Origin of the sequence: Pseudomonas campi (assembly GCF_013200955.2) — a bacterium.
Lineage (GTDB): Bacteria > Pseudomonadota > Gammaproteobacteria > Pseudomonadales > Pseudomonadaceae > Aquipseudomonas > Aquipseudomonas campi.
In genome coordinates, this window is the sequence record NZ_CP053697.2 from 768,288 (window position 1) to 788,205 (window position 19,918).

The window sequence follows — 19,918 nt, forward strand, 5'->3', positions numbered from 1 at the left end:
GGCCGCGCTGTGTGATCGGGTTCAGGTTGGCGTGCTGTCGGCCCATTTGGGTTTCGCATCGGGTTGCCAGGCGCTGAGCTGATCGAGCAGTTCATCGGCCGACTCACTGCGCTGCAGCATGTCGCGGTGCGGAGGGCGGACGAAGCCTTCGCTGACCAGATGATCGAGGAAGCCGCTGAGCTGCTGGTAGAAGCCGTTCACGTCGAGCAGGCCGAGCGGTTTGCCGTGGTAGCCGAGCTGGCCCCAGGTCCACACTTCGAACAGTTCTTCCAGGGTACCGAGGCCGCCGGGCAGGGCGATAAAGGCGTCGGCCAGTTCGGCCATGCGCGCCTTGCGTGCGTGCATGCCGTCCACCACTTCCAGGCGGGTCAGGCCCTTGTGGCCGACTTCCGAGCGTTCCAGGCTTTGCGGGATGATGCCGATCACCTGGCCCCCGGCGGCCATGACCGCATCGGCGACCACGCCCATCAGGCCCACGGCGCCACCGCCGTAGATCAGGGTCAGGCCGCGCTCGGCGAGGGTGCGTCCGAGCAGGGTTGCTGCTTCGCGGTAGAGCGGATTATGGCCGGTGCTGGCACCGCAGAATACGCAGACGGATTTGAGGCTCATGCCGAATTCCCTGTGGGCAAAGGCGCACAGGGTAGTCCGGAGCTGCGTCTGGCTTCAATGCGTGTAGCGTTCTTCCGGGCAGCTGCCGCAGGCGCCCGCGGCGTAGGCGGCAAGCAGGCTGTGCAGCAAGTTACCGAGGTTCATGGCCAATCTCCGGATGGATGACTCTGTAAGCCTAGGTCGCTGCGGCAGGATTGCTCGGTAGATTGTTTCGATCAGTCTGATAGGAAGGCTCAGAACCTGTTTAGGGTCTTTTGAGCTAGAGCCAGGCAAGGCGAAATTGGCCGAGGGCGCGGAGTTTACAACTGTAAATGAGCAGCCCGAGGCCAATTTCAACGCAGCATGGCCGACGATCAAGAGATCCTGGGCAGGTTCTCAGTGCGGTAGCGAGGTCAGATTGCTTTGCCCGCGCTGGGCAAAGAACTGATCCAGCCAGGCCTGATAGTGCTGCAGGGTGGTGGCCGGGACATAGGCTTTCTGCGCCTGCTGGAAGTAGGCGATCACTGCCGGCTGGCGCGCGATCTGATCGATCTGCCGAACCAGCTCTGCGCCCTCGGGGGTGCGGCTGCAGTAGATGCCGCTGACCAGTGGCGTGCTCGCCTCCTGCAAGGGCAGCAAGCTGAGCCCCTGGGCCGCGCCCTGTTGCTGGACGAACTGGGTGACTTCGGCATATTCCAGCAGGTAGTCGATGCGCCCGTGCGCGAGCATGTCGAACAGGTTGTTGCCGGCGCTGCTGGTCTGGATGCGCAGCAGTTGGGGCTGTACCGCCGGATCATTGAGCAGCGAGTCGAGGTTCGGGCCATAGCTGCGGTCCTGGATCAGGCCGCCACGCAGCTGGGAGTCCTGCAGCAGCGCGCGTAGCGAGACTTCGCTCTGTCCGGCGGCAAGGCGCGCCTGGTCGCTGCTGCGTACCAGCAACTGATGGGGCATGGCGACGAACAGGCCGACAAAGTGGCCGAGCTGGTCGCGCTCGGGCGTGCGGATGGTCGGCAGCAGGCAGGTGGTGCCCGGCTGCTTGAGCTGTTCGAGGCCGCGACTGAGGTTGACCAGCTGGAGTCGGTGGCGGTACTGCGGCAAGCGTTCGGTCACTTGCTTGAGCAGGTCGATGATGATGCCGCTATGCGGCTGGCCGTCGCGCAGATTGACCAGGCCGGGCCAGGGGTTGGTGCCCCAGACGATCTCCTGTGGCTCGGCCCGCAGCTCAGCGCCCAGGGTGAGTAGCGAGAAAACCAGCAGGGTGCGAAGCAGGCGAGCAGGCATGGTCTGAACCAGCAGGGGGAGGCCTGTGCAGTCTAGCAAGGCCCTCCGCCGGCGTTTCGCAGAGTGAGCGGTGCGGGATGCTCAGCCCGCCAGCAGCCAGGCCCCGGTGATCGCCGAAGCGCCGCCGGCCAGGCGAACCAGTGGCGCCGCGGCCTGTGGCAGGTAGCGCACCAACGCGTAGCCAATAGCGTGCAGGACTGCGGTGGCGATCACGAAGCCAACGGCATAGCCCCAGGGGCTGGCCAGCTCGGGCAGTTCCAGGCCGTGGGCCACACCATGAGTCAGAGCGAACAGGCTGGTGAGGCTCAGCGCCACCACCATCGGCAGGCGCGCGGCGACCGCTACCAGCAGACCGAAGGCCAGTACCGAACCGGCGATACCGGTTTCCATTAGCGGGATCTGCACGCTGGCGAAGCCGAGCAGGCCGCCTAGCAGCATGCTGGCGACGAAGGTCAGCGGCAGTGCCCAGCGCGCGGCGCCGCTCTGTTGCGCGGCCCACAGGCCGACGGCGAGCATGGCCAGCAGGTGGTCGAGGCCGAAAAGCGGGTGGGCTAGGCCGGCCATCAGCCCGGCGTGGTCGTGGCCGGTATGGGCAAAGGCCACGGCCGGGGTGAGGAACAGGGCTAGGGCGTAGAGGGATTTACGCAGGTTCATGCTGATTCTCCTTGGCAATATGGCGGGGGCGGTCACCCTCTCCCCCGGTCCCTCTCCCGCAAGCGGGAGAGGGAGAGGGAGGTTTTAGGCCGCGCTGAGCATGCCGTGGCGTTCGATGAAGGCGATGATCTCGTCGAGACCCTGGCCAACCTTCTGGTTGCTGAACACGAAGGGCTTGTCGCCGCGCATCTTGCGCGCGTCGCGGTCCATCACTTCCAGCGAGGCACCGACCATCGGTGCCAGGTCGACCTTGTTGATCACCAGCAGATCGGACTTGCAGATGCCCGGCCCGCCCTTGCGTGGCAGCTTGTCGCCGGCGGATACGTCGATCACATACAGGGTCAGGTCCGACAGCTCGGGGCTGAAGGTGGCTGAGAGGTTGTCACCGCCGGATTCGACGATGATCAGGTCGAGGCCAGGGAAGCGCCGGTTGAGCTGGTCGACCGCTTCCAGGTTGATCGAGGCGTCCTCGCGGATCGCCGTGTGCGGGCAGCCGCCGGTTTCCACGCCGATGATCCGCTCCGGCGCCAGGGCTTCGTTGCGCACCAGGAACTGGGCGTCTTCCTGGGTGTAGATGTCGTTGGTCACCACGGCGATGTTGTAGCGCTCGCGCAGGGCCAGGCACAGGGCCAGGGTCAGGGCGGTCTTGCCGGATCCGACCGGGCCGCCGATGCCGACGCGCAGGGGTTGGCTGTTCATACAAGCTTCCTTATCAAGAACGGAATAGACGGCTGTACTGGCGCTCATGCGCCATGCTCGCCAGGGCCAGGCCAAACGCGGCGCTGCCCCAGTGGGCGGGTTCGAGTGCGCTGGCCAGGCGCTGTGCCTGTTCCAGTTGGGGTAACAGTTGCGAGGTGAGGCGCTGGGCGGCTTGCTGGCCGAGCGGCAGGGTCTTCATCAGCACCGCCAGCTGGTTTTCCAGCCAGCCCCAAAGCCAGGCAGCCAGGGCATCCTGGGCGTCGATCTGCCAGGCGCGGGCGGCCAGGGCCCAGGCAGCGGCCAGGCCGATTGCGTGTTGCCCGGCGAGAAAATCGCGGGCGGCCTGGTCCAGTTCCGGCAGGCCGTCGAGCAATTGCCTGAGCGAGTAGCCCATCTGCCGGCTTTCCAGGGCCAGCTCGCGTGTTTCGCGGCTGGCGCGGTGTTGCTCGGTCAGCTCGCCCAGGGCCTGCCAGTCGGCGCTGGCGGCGGCCGTGCAATGGGCCAGCAGCAGCGGCGCTTCGAAGCGCGCCAGGTTGAGCAGCAGCTGATCGGCGATCCAGCGCGCGGCGCTGTCCTGGCTGTCGACCAAGCCCTGCTCGACGGCCATTTCCAGGCCTTGCGAGTAGCTGTAGCCGCCGATCGGCAACTGCGGGCTGGCGAGTCTGAGTAGAGCCCAAGCCTTATTCATGGCATGGCCTGCCTGAGGAACGCCCAGGCCTTGTTCACAGGCGCACGCCGAACTGGTGCAGGCGCGGGGCGTAGCTGAACTCGGCATCGCCGGCGTGGGAGTGATGGTGGCCGCCGCCATAGGCGCCGTGTTCCGGCTGGAACGCGGCCTCCACCGTGCAGGTGGTGGCGCCGAGCTGGTCGAGCATGGCCTTGAGCACGTAGTCGTCGAGCAGGCGCAGCCAGCCGTCGCCCAGTTGCAGGGCGACGTGGCGATTGCCCAGGTGGTAGGCGGCGCGGGTCAGTTCGAAATTGCTCTCGCAGGTGACGTGCAGCAGGGTTTCCGGGCGGGCGCAGACGCGCACGATGCGACCGTCCTGGGCGCGCAGGAAGTCGCCATCACGCAGCGGCGACTGGCCGCGGTCGAGGAACAGGCCGACATCCTCGCCGCTCGCGCTGAAGCAGCGCAGGCGGCTCTTGCTGCGTGCATCGAAGTTCAGATGCAGTTCTTCGTCCCAGTGCGCCTGGGGTTCGAGGCGGTGGTGAATCACCAGCATGTCAGGCTTCCAGCCAGAGGAGAGTGCTGGAACTAGAGCAAGGGGCTTGCCAATTCAGGTTGGGCGCGGGCAGGCGGGCCACTGTGCCTGATTACGGGGCTGGCCGATGAGCTGTTGTGGTGCGCTGTCTGTGTCGGCGCACCTTGTTGGTGCTTGCGTGGTCGAGTGTGCCCGCAGCTCTGTTGGGCGGGTGCGCCGACACCCTTCCTGGGGCTGCCAGCATGACCAGCGCGGTGCGCACGGCACATCTCGCAACCGATCAGCTCAGGTGTTTATTCGTCGCCGTTGCCCAGGCCGCGCCACAGCTTGGCGCCGACGAAGATGAAGCGCAGCTGCTGGATCATCTTCGCTTCCGGGGTCAAGTGTGCCGGCAGGGATGGCGCCGGTGGGTCGATCAGTTCCGGCAGGGTGGCGAAGATGGTTTTCACCACCAGGTCGGCGAGTACGTCCAGCGCTGGGCGGTCGAGGTGCTGCAGCTTGGGCATCTGGCTCAGGTCGGCGACCAGATCGGCGGCGATGCTCGCGCGCAGGGTACCGATCGCCAGACGCACCGACAGCGAGCCGCCGTATTGCTCGCGGGCAAGGAAGAGGAATTGCGAGCGATCGGCGGCGACGGCGGTGAGGAAGATGCGCACCGAGGCGTCGATCACCCCGCCCAGCTCGAACTCGTTGTGGCGCACTGCGCGGATGGCGTTACGGAAGGTCTCGCCGACCTCGGCGACCAGCGCCAGGCCCAGCTGGTCCATGTCTTCGAAGTGGCGGTAGAAGCCGGTCGGCACGATCCCGGCGGCGCGGCTGACTTCGCGCAGGCTCAGGCTGTCGAAGCCGCGGTTGCTGTCCATCAGCTCGCGGGCAGCAGCCATCAGGGCTTGGCGGGTCTGCTGTTTCTGTGTGGCGCGTGGCGACATGGGCTCTCGGTGTTCCGGCCTGGTGCGGGTTAGCGCCGCACTCTAACAAATGCGCTTTATGGGCGTCGAACCGGCTTTTCAGTGTACGAGTGTTGACTGAGTGGCAAGTGTCTGCCATTTTTGTGTACAAGTGTTCACTGGAGTCGTGCCATGACCCTAATCCCGATGAGCTGGTCGCGTGTTCTGAGTCCTCTGCTGCAGCCGCTGCGCTGGCTGGTTAGACGGCGTTGGTTGCGTGAGGCCGAGGTGGATGCCGTATTGGCCTGGCTGCAGCCAGGCTGGCGGCTGAACCGGGTGTTCGCTCGCGTCGAGGGGCGCGAATGGGTGGCCGAAGACATGCTCGCGCTGCGTCTGCGCTGCAACGGCAATGCGCGCGGTTGGCGTGCCGGTCAGCATGTGCAGCTGTATCTGCAGCTGGACGGCGTGCGCCACAGTCGCAGTTACAGCCTGACCCATGTCGGCCGCGCTGGGCGCATTGAGCTGGCGATCCGTCGCCAGCCGGGTGGGCGCCTGTCCAATCGTCTGCTCGACCATCTGCCCGTGGGCGCGCTGCTGGAGCTGGGCCAGGCCCAGGGTGAACTGTGCTGGCCGCAGGAGTCCACCGGTGTCGTTCTGCTGGCTGCCGGCAGTGGCATCACGCCCTTGCTCGGTCTGCTACGTGAGGCGCTGGCTCGCGGCTTTACCGCCCCCATAAGCCTGCTGCATTACATCCGCGAACAGGGTCAGCGGCCGTTTGTCGAGGAGCTGCAGCAACTGATGCAGCGCCATCCGAACCTGAGCGTGCGCTGGGCGCTGACCGGCCAGGTGCAGTCCGACGCCGAACTGCAGGGGCGCTTCAGCGCCGAACACCTGCAGGGGCTGGCGCTGGACAGCGTGCTGGCCTGTGGGCCGGCCGGCTTCGTCGAGACAGTCGCCCAGCACTGGCGCGGGCCGCTGCAGGTGGAAGCTTTCACCGCCCCTGAGCGCAGTGTCGAACCCGGCAGCGCGGTGCGCCTGGGCTTTGCCCGCACGCGCCGGCAGGTCACGGGGGATAGCGCGCGCAGCCTGCTCGAACAGGCCGAGGCCGCCGGCCTGCGCCCGGCCCATGGCTGTCGCCAGGGCATCTGTGCCAGCTGCACCTGCACCCTGCTCAGCGGCACGGTGCGCGATTTGCGTAACGGCGCGCTGTTCGCCGAACCGGGGCAGTTGATCCGCCTGTGCATCAGTGCGCCGGCGAGCGATGTGGACATCGATCTGTAATTTTCGCCTGCCGGAGCGGCAGGCAAACCGAGGTGACGACTATGCGTAGCGATCGCGAACTGAGCCGCGTGGAACTGGATGCCTTTGGCGCCGAACTGGATGCCTTGCGCAGTCGTACCCTGGCCGATCTGGGCGAGGTGGATGCCCGCTATATCCGGCGGGTGCGCGGTGCGGTGCGGCTGTGCTGCTGGAGCGGGCGGGCGCTGCTGATACTCGGCTGGTTTCCGCCGACCTGGCTGCTCGGCACGCTGCTGCTGGGGCTGGGCAAGATCCTCGAGAACATGGAGCTGGGCCACAACGTCATCCATGGCCAGTACGACTGGATGAACGACCCGGAATTCGCCGGGCGCCGCTACGAGTGGGATATCGCCGGCCCGGCCGATTTCTGGCGGCACACCCACAACCATGTGCACCACACCTGGACCAATGTGCTGGGCATGGACGACGACGTCGGCTACGGCCTGGTGCGCCTGTTCCCCGAGCAGCGCTGGAAGCCTTTCTACCGCTGGCAACCGCTGTGGGTGACCTTGCAGGCGCTGCTGTTCCAGTACTCGATTGCCATCCAGCACCTGCGCCTGGATCAGGTCTACAAGGGCAAAATGAGCAAGGACGAGCTGCGTCCGCTGCTGCGCCAGTTCAATGCCAAAGTGCTGCGTCAGTGGTGCAAGGACTATCTGTTCTTCCCGCTGCTGGCCCTGCTGCTGGGCGCCAACGCCCTGGCCGTGCTGGCGGGGAACGTGCTGGCCAACCTGCTGCGCAACCTGTGGACCTTTGCGGTGATCTTCTGCGGTCACTTCACCGAGCAGGCGGCGGTGTTCAGCAAAGCCTCGGTGATCGGCGAGAGTCGCGGCCACTGGTACCTGCGCCAGTTGCGCGGGTCGAGCAACCTGAGCGGCGGCAAGCTGTTTCACATCCTCACCGGCAACCTCAGCCACCAGATCGAGCACCACCTGTTCCCCGATCTGCCGGCGCGGCGTTATGCGGCCCTGGCCGTGGAGGTGCGCGAGATCGCCGCGCGTTATGGCCAGGTCTACAACTGCGGCAGTTTCAGTGCGCAACTGACCACGGTGCTGCAGCGGATCTGGAAGTACCGTGTGCCGGAGGCGGACGTGGTTGCTGCCTAGGGGGCGCCAATGTAGGAGCGAGCTCTGCTCGCGAAGCTCTGTCCGGGCCTGATTCGCGAGCAGAGCTCGCTCCTACGGCATGGTTCGGATTGTTAGCGCTGGAACGAGCAGGTCAGGTAACGGTTGCTGAAACCGTAGCGCAGCATTGAGCCGAGGCGGGCGAACAGGTACAGCGGGCGTCGTTTGTAGTACAGCAGTACGGCATTGCCGACGCCTTCCGAACGGTGCTGCTTGGCCTGGTCCGGGCGCTTGGAAAACAGCCCCTTGAACTGCCACCACTGGATCTGCTCGAAGTGCTCTTGCGGGCGCAGGCCATGCTGGCGGAACAGGGCGAAGAACGAGCGGCGGCTGAAATCGTGCAGGTGGTGCGGATTGCCATCCAGGGTCGGGGTGATCGGCACCGAGGCGATCACTCGGCCACCTGCGGCCAATAGGCGGGCGTAGTTGTCGACCAGGCGCTGCGGGCTGGGCAGGTGCTCAATGGTTTCCAGGCTGACGATGCTGTCGAACGGTTGCTCGGCGGCAAACTGCTCGGCATCGGCGCAGACATAGCGCAGGTTGGGCAACTGGTAGTGCTGCTGGGCATAGGCGATGGCGGCCGGGTCGATATCGACACCGGTGACCTGGCGCTGCGGGTTGCGTTCGGCCAGCAGGGCGGTGCCGTAGCCGCAGCCACAGGCCATGTCGAGGATGTATTCGCCGCTCAGCTGCCGGGCCGCGAACTCGTAGCGCTCCATGTGGATACGCAGGGTGGTCTGGTCGTCGCTGCTGTGTGGGTCGAGATCCTTGGGGTAGATCCGCTCGATCGTGTGCATGGCTGCCTGCCTGATTCTGGTCGGCTAGGACTATAAGGCAGTCAGCTACGACGCGCCCAGCCGGGGCTGTCGTCGGCCATGAAAAAGCCGGTGAATGCTGGGCAGTCACCGGCTGGTTCGGCTGGGTTGTGTTGCTTCACGGGTGCGACCTTACTGCTAGCGGATATCGATCAGCTTGAGAGGCCTGTGGGCTTCAGGCTACGCGGAAGGCCTTGGTGCGCTCGGCGCCGTTCTCGGCGACAGCGTCACGCTGGTGCAGGCGGTCGGCACCGCCTTCGGCCACGCGGAAGGCCTTGGTGCGCTCGGAACCGTTCTCAGCGACAGCGTCACGCTGGTGCAGACGGTCGGCACCGCCTTCGGCTATGCGGAAGGCCTTGGTGCGCTCGGAACCGTTTTCGGCGACATCGTCACGCTGGTGCAGGCGGTCCGCACCATCTTCGGCTACGCGGAAGGACTTGGTACGTTCTGCACCATCTTCGGCAACGCGGAAAGCCTTGGTGCGCTCGCTACCGTTCTCGCTGAGGGTTTCGCTGCTGTGGGCGGCTTTGACTTCGGTCAGCGGTGGCTGATCTTTGCCGGGCAGGGCGAAGGCGGAAGTGGTCAGGGTGGCCAGGATCAGGCTGGCGAGAATCTGCTTTTTCATTTTGGGCTCCTTGTGGGGGCGTAAGTGAGTACGGAGCCCATACTACTCACGGAGCCTGAATACAGAACTTGACCCTCCTAATAGTAACCATCGATACGCGTGATGGTCCGCTTTGGAGGCTCTACAGCGGGGCTTTCGGCCTGATCAAGGCTGCTCTCGCTGCTTGCGCCGGCTCGACCACTGGCCCCATTCGAAGCCCAGTACCACCAGCAGCGACAGGGCAAACGGCAGCAGCAGGTAGAAGCCGCGGAACACGATCAGCGCGGCCAGCACGTCGGCGGTGGGCAGTTCCGGCATGGCGGCGAGGAAGGTCACCTCTAGCACGCCGAGGCCGCCCGGAGCATGGGACAGCAGGGCCAGGGAGAAGGAGGCGAGGAACACACCGAGCACCACCAGATAACCTGGGTTGTTATCGGCCGGCAGGGCGAAATAGATGATCGCCGCCGCGCAGGCCAGCTCCAGCGGGCCGGCCAGCAGTTGCTTGGCGACGATGCCCAGGCGCGGATATTCGACGTGCAGCTTGCCCCATTTCCAGGGTTTGAACTGGCGCCAGGAACCGAGCACATAGAGCGCCACCAGACCAAGCATCAGCGAGCCGATCAGCACCGATAGCCAGGGGCTGACATCGGCGACGCGCTTGATCAGGTCAGGCTGGCAGACCAGCACGGCACCGCCGGAAAGCAGGGTGCCGAGGGCGAAGGTGAAGGAACAGAAGAAGATCAGCAGGCCGATTTCCTGGGCGCCGAGGCCCTTGCTGCTGTAGGCGCGGTAGCGCACCACCGCGCCGGAGAACACCGAGGCGCCGATGTTGTGGGCCAGGGCGTAGGTGGTGAAGGAGCACAGGGTGATGAACCACCAGGAAATCTTCTTGCCCAGGTGGGCGATGGCGATGCGGTCGTACCAGGCCAATGCGACATAGGCGCCCAGCGTCGCGCCGGCGGCCATCAACCAGTTGTGCGCGCGGATGGCGTGCAGGCTGTCAGTGAGCTCGTCGAGGGAGATGGTGCGGATTTCCCGGTACAGCAAGTAGCAGGAAAATACGACTGCGGCCAAACCGATCATGGTCCAGATCCAGTCGCTTCTTTTCATCATCAGCGGTGGCTCCTTGAACCAGTGCGGTCATCCTGGGTGGTACGCGGCCGGTACGTTGTTTGGGTATAGCAGGCCGGCTGGCGTGAATCGGGCTGCAGTATCAGGGAGGTAGGCGCCCGGCTCAAGCGATTCACTGGGCACGGGCGTAACCAGCTGTTACGGCATCTGAACAGATACCGCACAGGCGGGCCTTGCCGCAGGTCAGTGGATGCGCTGATCGGGGCTGGCGGGGAGCAGGCGGATGGCGATGAACTTGGAGGTGGGCGTGTGGCTGCCGACGCCGAAGCTGTCCAGCGGCACCAGTGGGTTGGTCTCCGGATAATAGGCGGCGGCCTGGCCGGCCGGAGTGTCGTAGGCGAGCAGGGTGAAGCCTTTGACCCGGCGCTCGATGCCGTCGTCCCACAGTGACAGCAGATCGACCTTCTGTCCCGGTTCGAAACCCAGGCGCTGGATGTCCGCGGCGTTGACGAAGAGCACCTCGCGCATGCCATGCACGCCGCGATAGCGGTCATCCAGGCCGTACAGGGTGGTGTTGTACTGGTCGTGGGAGCGCAGGGTCTGCAGCACCAGGTGGGGTTTCTGCTCCTGGCTGCGCACCTCGGCTGGTAGCAGGTGCTCGGGCAGGGCGTGGGCGATGAAACGCGCCTTGCCGCCCTCCGTGTTCCAGCGTCGCGCGCCGGCCGCGTTGCCCAGGTAGAAACCGCCGGGCTGGGTAATCTGCTGATTGAAGTTGGCGAAGCCGGGCAGGGTGTCGGCGATCAGCTCGCGGATGCGCGCGTAGTCCTCGATCAGCCACAGCCAGTCCACTGGCTGGCGGCCCAGCAGGGCGTGAGCGATGCCGGCAATGATCGCCGGTTCCGAACGCATCTGCGCGGACAGGGGAGGCAGCTGGCCCCAGGATGCATGCACCATGCTGAACGAATCTTCCACCGTCACCGCCTGCGGGCCATGGGCCTGGCGGTCGATGTCGGTACGCCCCAGGCACGGCAGGATCAGCGCCTGCTTGCCGTGCATCAGGTGGCTGCGGTTGAGCTTGGTGCTGATCTGCACGCTCAGCTCGCACTGCTGCAGGGCTGCGTGGGTGCGCGGGCTGTCCGGGGTGGCCTGGGCGAAGTTACCGCCCAGACCGATGAATACCTTGGCCTGGCCGGCCAGCATGGCGTTGATCGCCTCCACCGTGTTGTGCCCGGCGGCGCGCGGCACCGGGAACTGGAATCGCCGCTGCAGCGCATCGAGGAGGGCAGCCGGGGGCCGCTCGTTGATGCCCATGGTGCGGTCGCCCTGCACATTGCTGTGGCCGCGTACCGGGCACAGGCCGGCGCCGGGCTTGCCGATATTGCCGCGCAGCAGCATCAGGTTGGCGATTTCCTGGATGGTCGCCACCGAATGGCGGTGCTGGGTGATGCCCATGGCCCAGCAGGTGATCACCCGCTCGGCGCCTGCATACAGGCGCGCGGCCTGTTCGATCTCGCCGCGGGCCAGGCCTGACTGCTGCTCGATCTGCGCCCAGTCGCTGGCCGCCACCGCCGCCAGCCAGTCGGCCAAACCGTCGGTATGGGCGTCGATAAAGGCCTGGTCGAACACGCTGCCCGGCTGCTCGCGTTCCCACTGCAGGAGGAACTTGGCCATGCCGCGCACGGCCGCCATGTCGCCGCCCAGGTGTGGGCGGAAGTAGGCGCTGCTGGTCGGCCGGTCGCCGTTGCTGAGCATTTCCAGCGGATGCTGCGGGTGCTGGAAGCGTTCCAGGCCGCGCTCCTTCAGCGGGTTGAAGCAGACCACGAGGGCGCCGCGCTCGATCGCCTCGCGCAACGGTTCGAGCATGCGCGGGTGGTTGGTGCCGGGGTTCTGACCGAACACGAAGATGGCGTCGGCATGCGCGAAGTCGGCGAAAGTCACCGTGCCCTTGCCCACCCCGATGCTCTCGCCCAGGGCCACGCCACTGGCCTCGTGGCACATGTTCGAGCAGTCGGGGAAGTTGTTGGTGCCATAGGCGCGCACCATCAACTGATAGAGGAAGGCCGCCTCGTTGCTGGCCCGGCCGGAGGTGTAAAACTCGGCCTGGTGCGGGCTGTCGAGGCCCTTGAGGGTGTCGGCGATCAGGCCGAAGGCGGCGTCCCAGCTGATTGGCAGGTAACGGTCGCTGGCCGCGTCGTAACGCAGCGGCTCGGTCAGCCGGCCCTGGTGCTCCAGCCAGTAGTCGCTCTGTTCGCGCAGCTGGGCAACGCTGTAGCGGGCGAAGAACTCGCGACCGATACCGCGCTTGGTGGCTTCCCAGTTGACCGCCTTGGCGCCGTTCTCGCAGAACTTGATATGGCCGCTTTCCGGCGAGTCGCCCCAGGCGCAGCCGGGGCAGTCGAAGCCGCCGTTCTGGTTGGTCTTGAGCAGGGCGCGCAGGTTCTTCAACGGCTGTTTGCTGTCCAGCCAGTGCTGGGTCACGCTGCGCAATGCGCCCCAGCCGGCGGCGGGGCCAGTGTAGGGCTGGTAGCGTGGCTGGCTGTTCATGCGGGTACTTCCTCTATTACCGGGGCCGGGCTGTAGACCCGTGGTGCGCTGTGATGCGGCAGGTGGATCAGGTTGAGCTGCTGGCGGCGTGCCCAGTCCACGGTCAGCGCGGTCGGTGCCGACAGGCTGACCAGGCTGCCGATGCCGGCGCGCACGGCCTTGTGCAGCAGCTCCAGGCTGCAGCGGCTGGTGACCACGGCAATACCGCGGCTGCCGTCCAGGCCTTCGCGCTTGAGTGCGCCGATTAGCTTGTCCAGGGCGTTGTGCCGGCCGATGTCCTCGCGGCACAGGCGGATCGCTCCGTCGCTATCGACAAACAGCGCGGCATGCAGGGCGCCGCTTGAGCGGGCCTGGTGCTGTACGGCGGCGATGCGCTGGCGCAGCTCATAGAGATGAGCGGCAGGCGGCAAGGGGCTGGCAGGCAGCACGGGTAGTGGCGGCAGTGCCTGTTCCAGGGCCTCGACCCCGCACAGGCCGCAACCGCTGGTGCCGGCCAGCTGGCGGCGCTGCTGCTTGAGCGCCCAGAAGGCGCGACTGCTGATCTGCACCTCGGCGCGCAGGGCGGCGCCGGTGCCACTCAGCTGGATGTCATAAATATCGTCGATGGAGTCGATCAGGCCGGCACCGAGGCTGAAGCCGTGGACGAAGTCCTCCAGCTCGCCGGGCGAAACCATCATCACCGCCTGGCTGATGCCGTTGTAGCTGATAGCCAGCGCCGCTTCCCCGGCCAGGCTGGTCTGGCCCAAGGTTGGCGTGCCTTGCAGCTCGGCATAGGCATAGCCGGAAACGCTGGCGTGCAGGTCACTGGGGGCGATGGCTGGGGTTGGGCAAGCGGCGCGACGTGGCATGGGCGCGACCCTCGGTCGTGGGGGTAAGCGCACAGCCTAGGCCGCCTGGCAGGGGGCGTCTAATTGCTGTTGCCGATGTGCTGATCGAGCCTGTCTATCGAGTGCCTTTGGTGGGAGCGAGCTCTGCTCGCGAAAGGGGCGCGTGCGCTGGTTCGCGAGCAGAGCTCGCTCCTACGGTTGCGGCGATTCGGCCAGCAAGCGCTGCGCCTCGGCGAAGCAGGCTTCGGCCAGTGCCGAGCGGGGTGCGCTGTTGCGCAGGATCAGGCCGAGTGGGGCGAGGGTGTGGGCGTCGACGATGGGCGTCAGGGCCAGGTGCTGGTTGAGCTCTTCCAGGCCACTGGCCAGCGGCATGATCGCGCAGCACAGGCCGGCGTTCACCGCCTGCAGCAGCTGGTGCACGGCGTCGCTTTCCAGGCGCGGCTGTGGGGTCAGGCCGCGGCTGCGGAAGCTGTGGTCGATCGACTGGCGAAAGTGCATGCCGGCCGAGAGCAGGCCGAGCGGTAGTTCGCTCAGCTCTTCCCAGCTCAATTGCGCCTGTTCGAAGCAGAAATGTCGCCGATCATGCAGCAGGCCCATGCGTGTCTCGGCCAGCTCCAGGCTGCTGAAATGCTGGCGGTCCAGGCGCTCCAGATAGGACAGGCCGAGATCGAGCTGGTTGCGCCCGAGGCGTTCGAGGATCTGCTCGCTGCTCAGGGCGAACAGCTGGAAGCGCAGCCCCGGATGCTCCTCGGCGAACAGGCTGACCAGGCGCATCGGGTCGAAGCCGCCGAGCGGCACCACGCCCAGGCGCAGGGTGCCGACCAGCTGTCCACGGCAGGCAGCCGCCTCGGCATACAGGCCATCCTCGGCCGCCAGCAGGCTGCGCGCCCAGGCCAGCACGCGCTGGCCGGCCTCGGTGAAACCCTCGAAACGCTGGCCGCGCTGCACCAGCTCCAGGCCGAGCTCTTCTTCCAGATTGCGCAGGCGCATGGACAGGGTTGGCTGGGTCACATGGCAACGCGCTGCGGCCTGGCCGAAGTGGCGGGTTTCATCGAGGGCGACGAGGAACTTGAGCTGTTTGATATCCATGGGATCGACTGGCCGGGCGACCGGCTTGGCCGCCTGCCGACGATACTGGCCTGGCCGGCGCGTGTCAGCCCTTCATCGTCTGTCAAAAATATACAACTACCCAGAGCGCTGCTATTTGGCGCAACCGTAGCAATTACAGTCCGTTACACAGTTCAATCGGACGAGTGACCGATTGGCGCGCAGGTAATTCGTCGTTTTTGTTTGACATATTTTACGTATTTGCCAGACTGCGCGGCCTTGAGTGGCGCGTGCAGCCCCTCATGCATGGCCATAACAAAAACCTGTAGTCCGCCGTTCCCTCCAGTGCCTCCTTGCGTGGGCACGCTTGCGGCGGACTGACGTCTGTGGAACGGGAAACATGCTGATCTGGTTCGTTGCGCTCTATCTGCTGGTCACCGTAGGCATCGGCTTTTACGCTGCCACCCGAGTGAAGAACTCCCGCGATTTCGCCGCCGGCGGTCGCAGCATGGGCTTCCCCATCGTCGCTGCCATGGTGTTCGCCACCTGGTTCGGCTCCGAGGCGGTGCTGGGTATTCCCGCTACCTTCATCGAAGAAGGCTTTGCCGGGATCATCGAAGACCCGTTCGGCTCCTTCGGCTGCCTGATGCTGGTCGGCCTGATCATTGCCCGCCCGCTGTACCGGATGAACCTGCTGACTATCGGCGACTACTTCCGCAAGCGCTTCGGGCCGAATGTCGAGTTGATCATCAGCCTGGTCATCGTGGCTTCCTACTTGGGCTGGATCGCCGCGCAGCTGACCGCGCTGGGCGTGGTGTTCAACGTGATCTCCGACGGCTCCATCAGCACCACCCAGGGCATGTTCCTCGGCACCTTCATCGTGCTGCTGTACACCCTGTTCGGCGGCATGTGGTCGGTGGCCCTGACCGACTTCTTCCAGATGATCATCATCGTCGTCGGCCTGGTCTACCTGACCTGGCTGATCGGTGACATGGCCGGCGGTGCCGACAAGGTGATCGCCCACGCAGCCAGCGAAGGCAAGTTCACCTTCATCCACGGCTTCGAGGCCAAGGACATCGTCGCCTTTATCGGTGCGGCGCTGACCATGATGCTCGGCTCGATCCCGCAGCAGGACGTGTATGCCCGTGTGATGTCGGCCAAGACCGAGAACATCGCCGCGCGCGCCTCGATGTTCGGCGCCGGCTTCTACCTGTGCTTCTGCATGCTGCCGATCTTCCTGGCCTACGCCGCCTCGATGATCGACCCGGCGATGGTGCAGCGCTGGCTGGCCGAAGACGCGCAGATGATCCTGCCGCACCTGATCCTGGAGAAGACTCCGCTATTCGCCCAGATCATGTTCTTCGGTGCGCTGCTCTCGGCGATCATGTCCACCGCCTCGGGCACTCTGCTGGCACCGTCGGTGACCTTCACCGAGAACGTGCTCAAGCGCTTCGTGCCGGTGATGAGCGACCAGCAGTTCCTGCTGGCCATGCGCATCACCATCGTGGTCTGCGCCATCGCCACCCTGAGCTTCGCCCTGTACTCCGACGCGAGCATCTATGAGATGGTCGGCAACGCCTACAAGGTGACCCTGGTTGCCGCCGTGGTGCCGCTGTTCGCTGGCCTGTTCTGGAAGCGCGCGACTACCCAGGGCGCGCTGTTCGCCATCTTCTTTGGCCTGACTTCGTGGATTTACCTGGAGTACAGCCTGACCGACGAGGCCTTCTGGCCGCCGCAACTGGCTGGCCTGCTGTTCAGCCTGGCGGGCATGCTGATCGGTACGTTGCTGCCGCAGTGGAGCAGCAACCGCAGCAATACCCTGGTGACTCAGCCGGAATAAGGCTGGTTGCTGGATAACCAACCCCGCCCTTTGGTGTAACGCTGTTCATGTAAGGAAAGCGCCGCGATTTCGCACAGGAATCGCGGCGTTTTTTCTGCTGCGGCCAACCTGTAGGAGCGAGCTCTGCTCGCGAACGGGGCATCCCGTAAAGCTTCGCGAGCAGAGCTCGCTCCTACGGTCTGGGGGCTTTATCCGCCCCGATACCGCTGCAACGGGTTTTTATCCAGTCGTAGCCCGGATGCAATCCGGGAAACAGGCAGCTCCGCTCCCGGATTGCATCCGGGCTACAGTCAGCCCCCTATCCCCCGGCCCCTCTCCCGTGAACGAGAGAGGGGGCGCAAAGCGCTTAAGTGAACGGCATTACCCCCCTTTGGTGGGTTTTTCCACTGCTGGGCCTCAGGCTTGGCGATAGAGATGGGCGATATAGAGTTGCGTGCCGGCGGCGCCGCTCAGTGTCAGGGGCCCGCGCTCGTCTTCCAGCAGCAGACCCTGGCCCTCGCTCAGTGTTTGCACGCTGGCGTCTGGCAGTTGCACGGCGAGTCCGCCCCGCTGGCAATAGAGCAGCAGAAGGTCGGCGTCATTGTTCAGCCTCTGTACGTCGTCCAGCTGCAGCCGCTGCAGCTGGTGGCGCCAGAGGCTGCGCCGGGTCATCAGGTTGAAGTCGCCGACCGGGCCGTCCAGCAGCTCGGCGCTGACCGTGTCCTCGCCGGCGAACGTCAGCGGTGGATCGCCGGGGCGTAGTTGCCTGGGTTGACCGTTTAGCTGCAGATCCAGGCCGGCACCTTCGAGCAGCGCCAGGCTGCGGTCGACCCCGGCAAAGTGGGAGAACGGCCCGCCGCTGGCCACCTGGGCGCAACTGATGCGCCAGGCGAAATCCTCCAGGCTGGCTCGCGCCGGGCTGATCGCCAGTTCGTAGGTGCTGCCGCCGCCATTCTTCCAGGGCATCTGGCGCGCCTGGCGGCGGTCGAGTCGCTGAATCGGCATGCCGTTCGTCCCTTTGTTAAATGTATATACATATTGTTCGGCCGCCTTCTGTCTGGCAAGTCTAGCCGACAGCAGGCTTTCGCGGCTTTCTCTCGGGCATGCCTGGCAGCGCTGAACGGCTGTGCTATAGCTTGACTCCGCTGTGGTTTCGTTTTAAATGTATATACATTGAAATGTGAGAGCGCTTCCATGTCCCTGTCTCCCCAGCCGCGCCGGCTCTGGCGCGACGTCATTCTGTTCGATGGCCTCCAGGTGCAGCCGACGCCGATGACCGTGCTGGTCGAGGGCGGCCAGGTCGCCGGCCTGTGGCCGCAGGGCGCGTTCGATGAACGTCTTGCCGTAGGCGCCAGCGAGTCCGGCCGTGGCGGGGTGATGACGCCCGGTCTGGTCGATTGCCATACGCATCTGGTTTACGCCGGCAACCGCGCCGCCGAATTCGAGCAGCGCCTGGAGGGCGTCAGCTATAGCGAAATCGCCCAGGCCGGCGGCGGCATCCTCAGCACCGTGCGCGCCACTCGCGCCGCCAGCGAGGAGCAGCTGATCGTCGCCAGCCTGCCGCGCCTGGATGCGCTGCTGGCCGATGGCGTGACCACGCTCGAGATCAAGTCCGGTTACGGCCTGACCGTCGCCGACGAGCTGAAGATGCTGCGCGTGGCCCGTCGTTTGGGCGAGCTGCGCCCGGTGCGGGTGCTGACCACCTTGCTCGGCGCGCATGCCCTGCCGCCGGAATATGCCGGCCGCGCCGACGACTACATCAGCCTGGTCTGCGAAGAGATGATCCCGGCAGCCGCGGCCGAAGGGCTGGCCGATGCGGTGGACGTGTTCTGCGAAGGCATCGCCTTCAGCCCGGCGCAGTGCGAGCGGGTGTTCCAGGCCGCGCAACGCCATGGCCTGGCGATCAAGGCACATGCCGAGCAGCTGTCCAACCTCGGTGGCAGCGCCCTGGCCGCCCGCTACGGCGCGCTGTCTGCCGACCATATCGAATACCTCGACGAAGCCGGCGTGCAGGCCCTGGCCGCTGCCGGCACTGTCGCCGTGCTGCTGCCCGGTGCCTTTCATTGCCTGCGCGAGACCCAGTTGCCGCCCATCGATTTGCTGCGCCAGTACGGCGTACCGATGGCGCTGGCCAGCGACGCCAACCCCGGCACCTCGCCCATCTGCATGCCCACGCTGATGGCCAACCTGGCCTGCAGCCTGTTCCGTTTGACCCCGCGCGAAGCCTTGGCCGGTATGACCGCCCATGCCGCCCGCGCACTCGGCCGCCCTGACCTGGGGCGGATCGAGGTTGGGGCTCCCGCCGATCTGTGCCTGTGGGATGTGCAGCAACCCGCCGAGCTGGCCTATGCGGTCCAGCCGGGCCGGTTGCGTCAGCGCATCTTCAACGGCGCCATCAGTTACCGCAAAGAGGCCACCAGCCATGCACGCTGATCGTCATTCCATGCAGCTGTGGCAGGGCCGTATCGACCCGGAAGCCGACAGCCCGCGCTGGCACCAGCGCATTCAGCCACTGAGCGCGGACAGTCAGCCCGGCGTGGCCCTGCTCGGTTTCGCCAGCGACGAAGGGGTGCGCCGCAACCATGGCCGCGTTGGCGCGGTAAATGGTCCGCTGGCCATCCGCAAGGCCCTGGCCAATCTGGCCTGGCATCGCCAGGGTGCGGCCTATGACGCCGGCGATGTGCTCTGTGCCGATGGCGATCTGGAAAGCGCCCAGGCCCGTCTCGGTCACAACGTCTGCGCGCTGCTGGATGCCGGGCATTTGCCCATCGTGCTCGGCGGCGGCCATGAAGTGGCTTTCGGCAGCTGGCAGGGCATCGCCGAGCATCTGGCGGGCTGCTCTTCACAAATAGCCGCGCCGCGTATGGACGCCCCGCGTATCGGCATTATCAATTTCGATGCGCACTTCGACCTGCGCGACCCGGCCCACGCCCGCTCTTCCGGCACGCCCTTCGCGCAGATCGCCGAGCAGTGCGCCGCGCGCGGCTGGCCGTTCGCCTACGCCTGCCTCGGTGTCAGCCGCGCCAGCAACACCCGCGCCCTGTTCCAGCGCGCCGCCGAACTGGACGTGCTGGTGCGCGAGGACCGCGAAATCCGCGAAGCCAGCCTGGACGTCATTGCCCAGCAACTGCAGGCCTTTATCGCCGGCTGCGACGCCATCTACCTGACCATCGATATCGACGTATTGCCCGCCTGCGAAGCCCCCGGCGTCAGCGCCCCGGCGGCGCGTGGGGTGCCGCTGGCGCTGCTCGAACCGCTGCTGGAAAGCGTGCGCGACAGCGGCAAGCTGCGCCTGGCCGACCTGGCCGAACTCAACCCCGAACACGACATCGACAGCCGCACCGCCAAGGTCGCGGCGCGGCTGATCCACCTGTTGACCCTGACCGGCTAAGCGCTGCTTGGCCACTTCCCTGACAACAATAAATACAGAGGAATGCACCGATGACACCCTGCACCC

Annotated in this window: 19 protein-coding genes; 5 read left to right on the forward strand and 14 right to left on the reverse strand. The window is 65.8% G+C overall.

The features are described 5' to 3' along the window. Positions 1 to 21: 21 nt before the first annotated feature. The 7 genes from HNE05_RS03465 to HNE05_RS03495 all read right to left on the reverse strand — a co-directional run bounded on the left by HNE05_RS03465 (position 22) and on the right by HNE05_RS03495 (position 5,353). On the reverse strand, positions 22 to 609 hold the full coding sequence (locus HNE05_RS03465; RefSeq protein WP_173203374.1) for an LOG family protein: 588 nt from the start codon (positions 607 to 609) through the stop codon (positions 22 to 24). Between the two features lie 375 nt (positions 610 to 984). After that, on the reverse strand, positions 985 to 1,869 hold the full coding sequence (locus HNE05_RS03470; protein ID WP_173203376.1) for a TIGR02285 family protein: 885 nt from the start codon (positions 1,867 to 1,869) through the stop codon (positions 985 to 987). An 81-nt stretch (positions 1,870 to 1,950) separates the two neighbouring features. Continuing rightward, positions 1,951 to 2,523, reverse strand: coding sequence for a HupE/UreJ family protein (locus HNE05_RS03475; protein WP_173203378.1), 573 nt, complete (start codon positions 2,521 to 2,523; stop codon positions 1,951 to 1,953). An 84-nt stretch (positions 2,524 to 2,607) separates the two neighbouring features. Then, on the reverse strand, positions 2,608 to 3,222 hold the full coding sequence (gene ureG / locus HNE05_RS03480) for an urease accessory protein UreG (RefSeq protein ID WP_173203380.1): 615 nt from the start codon (positions 3,220 to 3,222) through the stop codon (positions 2,608 to 2,610). 13 nt (positions 3,223 to 3,235) lie between these two features. After that, complete coding sequence (locus HNE05_RS03485) at positions 3,236 to 3,910, reverse strand: urease accessory protein UreF (RefSeq protein WP_173203382.1); 675 nt, start codon at positions 3,908 to 3,910, stop codon at positions 3,236 to 3,238. A gap of 34 nt (positions 3,911 to 3,944) precedes the next feature. Further along, positions 3,945 to 4,445, reverse strand: a complete 501-nt coding sequence (gene ureE, locus HNE05_RS03490; RefSeq protein ID WP_173203384.1) for an urease accessory protein UreE — start codon at positions 4,443 to 4,445, stop codon at positions 3,945 to 3,947. A 272-nt stretch (positions 4,446 to 4,717) separates the two neighbouring features. Further along, on the reverse strand, positions 4,718 to 5,353 hold the full coding sequence (locus HNE05_RS03495; protein ID WP_173203386.1) for a TetR family transcriptional regulator: 636 nt from the start codon (positions 5,351 to 5,353) through the stop codon (positions 4,718 to 4,720). 150 nt (positions 5,354 to 5,503) lie between these two features. On the opposite strand from HNE05_RS03495, the gene HNE05_RS03500 reads away from it, so the two are divergent. After that, on the forward strand, positions 5,504 to 6,592 hold the full coding sequence (locus HNE05_RS03500) for a ferredoxin reductase (RefSeq protein ID WP_173203388.1): 1,089 nt from the start codon (positions 5,504 to 5,506) through the stop codon (positions 6,590 to 6,592). Between the two features lie 41 nt (positions 6,593 to 6,633). After that, positions 6,634 to 7,716: a fatty acid desaturase family protein gene (locus HNE05_RS03505; RefSeq protein WP_173203390.1), complete on the forward strand. Its 1,083-nt coding sequence runs from the start codon at positions 6,634 to 6,636 to the stop codon at positions 7,714 to 7,716. Between the two features lie 92 nt (positions 7,717 to 7,808). On the opposite strand, the gene HNE05_RS03510 is transcribed toward HNE05_RS03505, so the two are convergent. The 6 genes from HNE05_RS03510 to HNE05_RS03535 all read right to left on the reverse strand — a co-directional run bounded on the left by HNE05_RS03510 (position 7,809) and on the right by HNE05_RS03535 (position 14,684). Next, positions 7,809 to 8,531: a class I SAM-dependent methyltransferase gene (locus tag HNE05_RS03510; protein ID WP_173203392.1), complete on the reverse strand. Its 723-nt coding sequence runs from the start codon at positions 8,529 to 8,531 to the stop codon at positions 7,809 to 7,811. Positions 8,532 to 8,724: 193 nt separating this feature from the next. Continuing rightward, on the reverse strand, positions 8,725 to 9,174 hold the full coding sequence (locus tag HNE05_RS03515) for a hypothetical protein (protein WP_173203394.1): 450 nt from the start codon (positions 9,172 to 9,174) through the stop codon (positions 8,725 to 8,727). A 144-nt stretch (positions 9,175 to 9,318) separates the two neighbouring features. Then, on the reverse strand, positions 9,319 to 10,266 hold the full coding sequence (locus HNE05_RS03520; RefSeq protein WP_173203396.1) for a lysylphosphatidylglycerol synthase transmembrane domain-containing protein: 948 nt from the start codon (positions 10,264 to 10,266) through the stop codon (positions 9,319 to 9,321). A gap of 201 nt (positions 10,267 to 10,467) precedes the next feature. Beyond that, a complete protein-coding gene (locus tag HNE05_RS03525) occupies positions 10,468 to 12,768 on the reverse strand; it encodes an FdhF/YdeP family oxidoreductase (RefSeq protein WP_173203398.1) in 2,301 nt (766 codons plus the stop codon). Next, positions 12,765 to 13,616: a formate dehydrogenase accessory sulfurtransferase FdhD gene (gene fdhD / locus HNE05_RS03530; RefSeq protein WP_173203400.1), complete on the reverse strand. Its 852-nt coding sequence runs from the start codon at positions 13,614 to 13,616 to the stop codon at positions 12,765 to 12,767. Before fdhD ends, HNE05_RS03525 begins: the two co-directional genes overlap by 4 nt. 171 nt (positions 13,617 to 13,787) lie before the next feature. Next, positions 13,788 to 14,684, reverse strand: coding sequence for a LysR family transcriptional regulator (locus HNE05_RS03535; protein ID WP_173203402.1), 897 nt, complete (start codon positions 14,682 to 14,684; stop codon positions 13,788 to 13,790). 358 nt (positions 14,685 to 15,042) lie between these two features. Here HNE05_RS03535 and HNE05_RS03540 point away from each other — a divergent pair, with 358 nt between their 5' ends. Then, positions 15,043 to 16,482, forward strand: coding sequence for a high affinity choline transporter 1 (locus tag HNE05_RS03540; protein WP_173203404.1), 1,440 nt, complete (start codon positions 15,043 to 15,045; stop codon positions 16,480 to 16,482). A 396-nt stretch (positions 16,483 to 16,878) separates the two neighbouring features. Here HNE05_RS03540 and HNE05_RS03545 read toward each other — a convergent pair whose 3' ends face one another. Next, positions 16,879 to 17,466, reverse strand: coding sequence for a HutD/Ves family protein (locus tag HNE05_RS03545; protein ID WP_173203406.1), 588 nt, complete (start codon positions 17,464 to 17,466; stop codon positions 16,879 to 16,881). A gap of 189 nt (positions 17,467 to 17,655) precedes the next feature. On the opposite strand from HNE05_RS03545, the gene hutI reads away from it, so the two are divergent. Both hutI and hutG read left to right on the forward strand, forming a co-directional pair. Continuing rightward, positions 17,656 to 18,894 (forward strand): imidazolonepropionase, encoded by a 1,239-nt coding sequence (gene hutI / locus HNE05_RS03550; protein ID WP_173203408.1) that lies wholly within the window; start codon positions 17,656 to 17,658, stop codon positions 18,892 to 18,894. Next, complete coding sequence (gene hutG, locus HNE05_RS03555) at positions 18,884 to 19,852, forward strand: formimidoylglutamase (RefSeq protein WP_173203410.1); 969 nt, start codon at positions 18,884 to 18,886, stop codon at positions 19,850 to 19,852. Before hutI ends, hutG begins: the two co-directional genes overlap by 11 nt. The last annotated feature ends 66 nt before the right edge of the window (positions 19,853 to 19,918 follow it).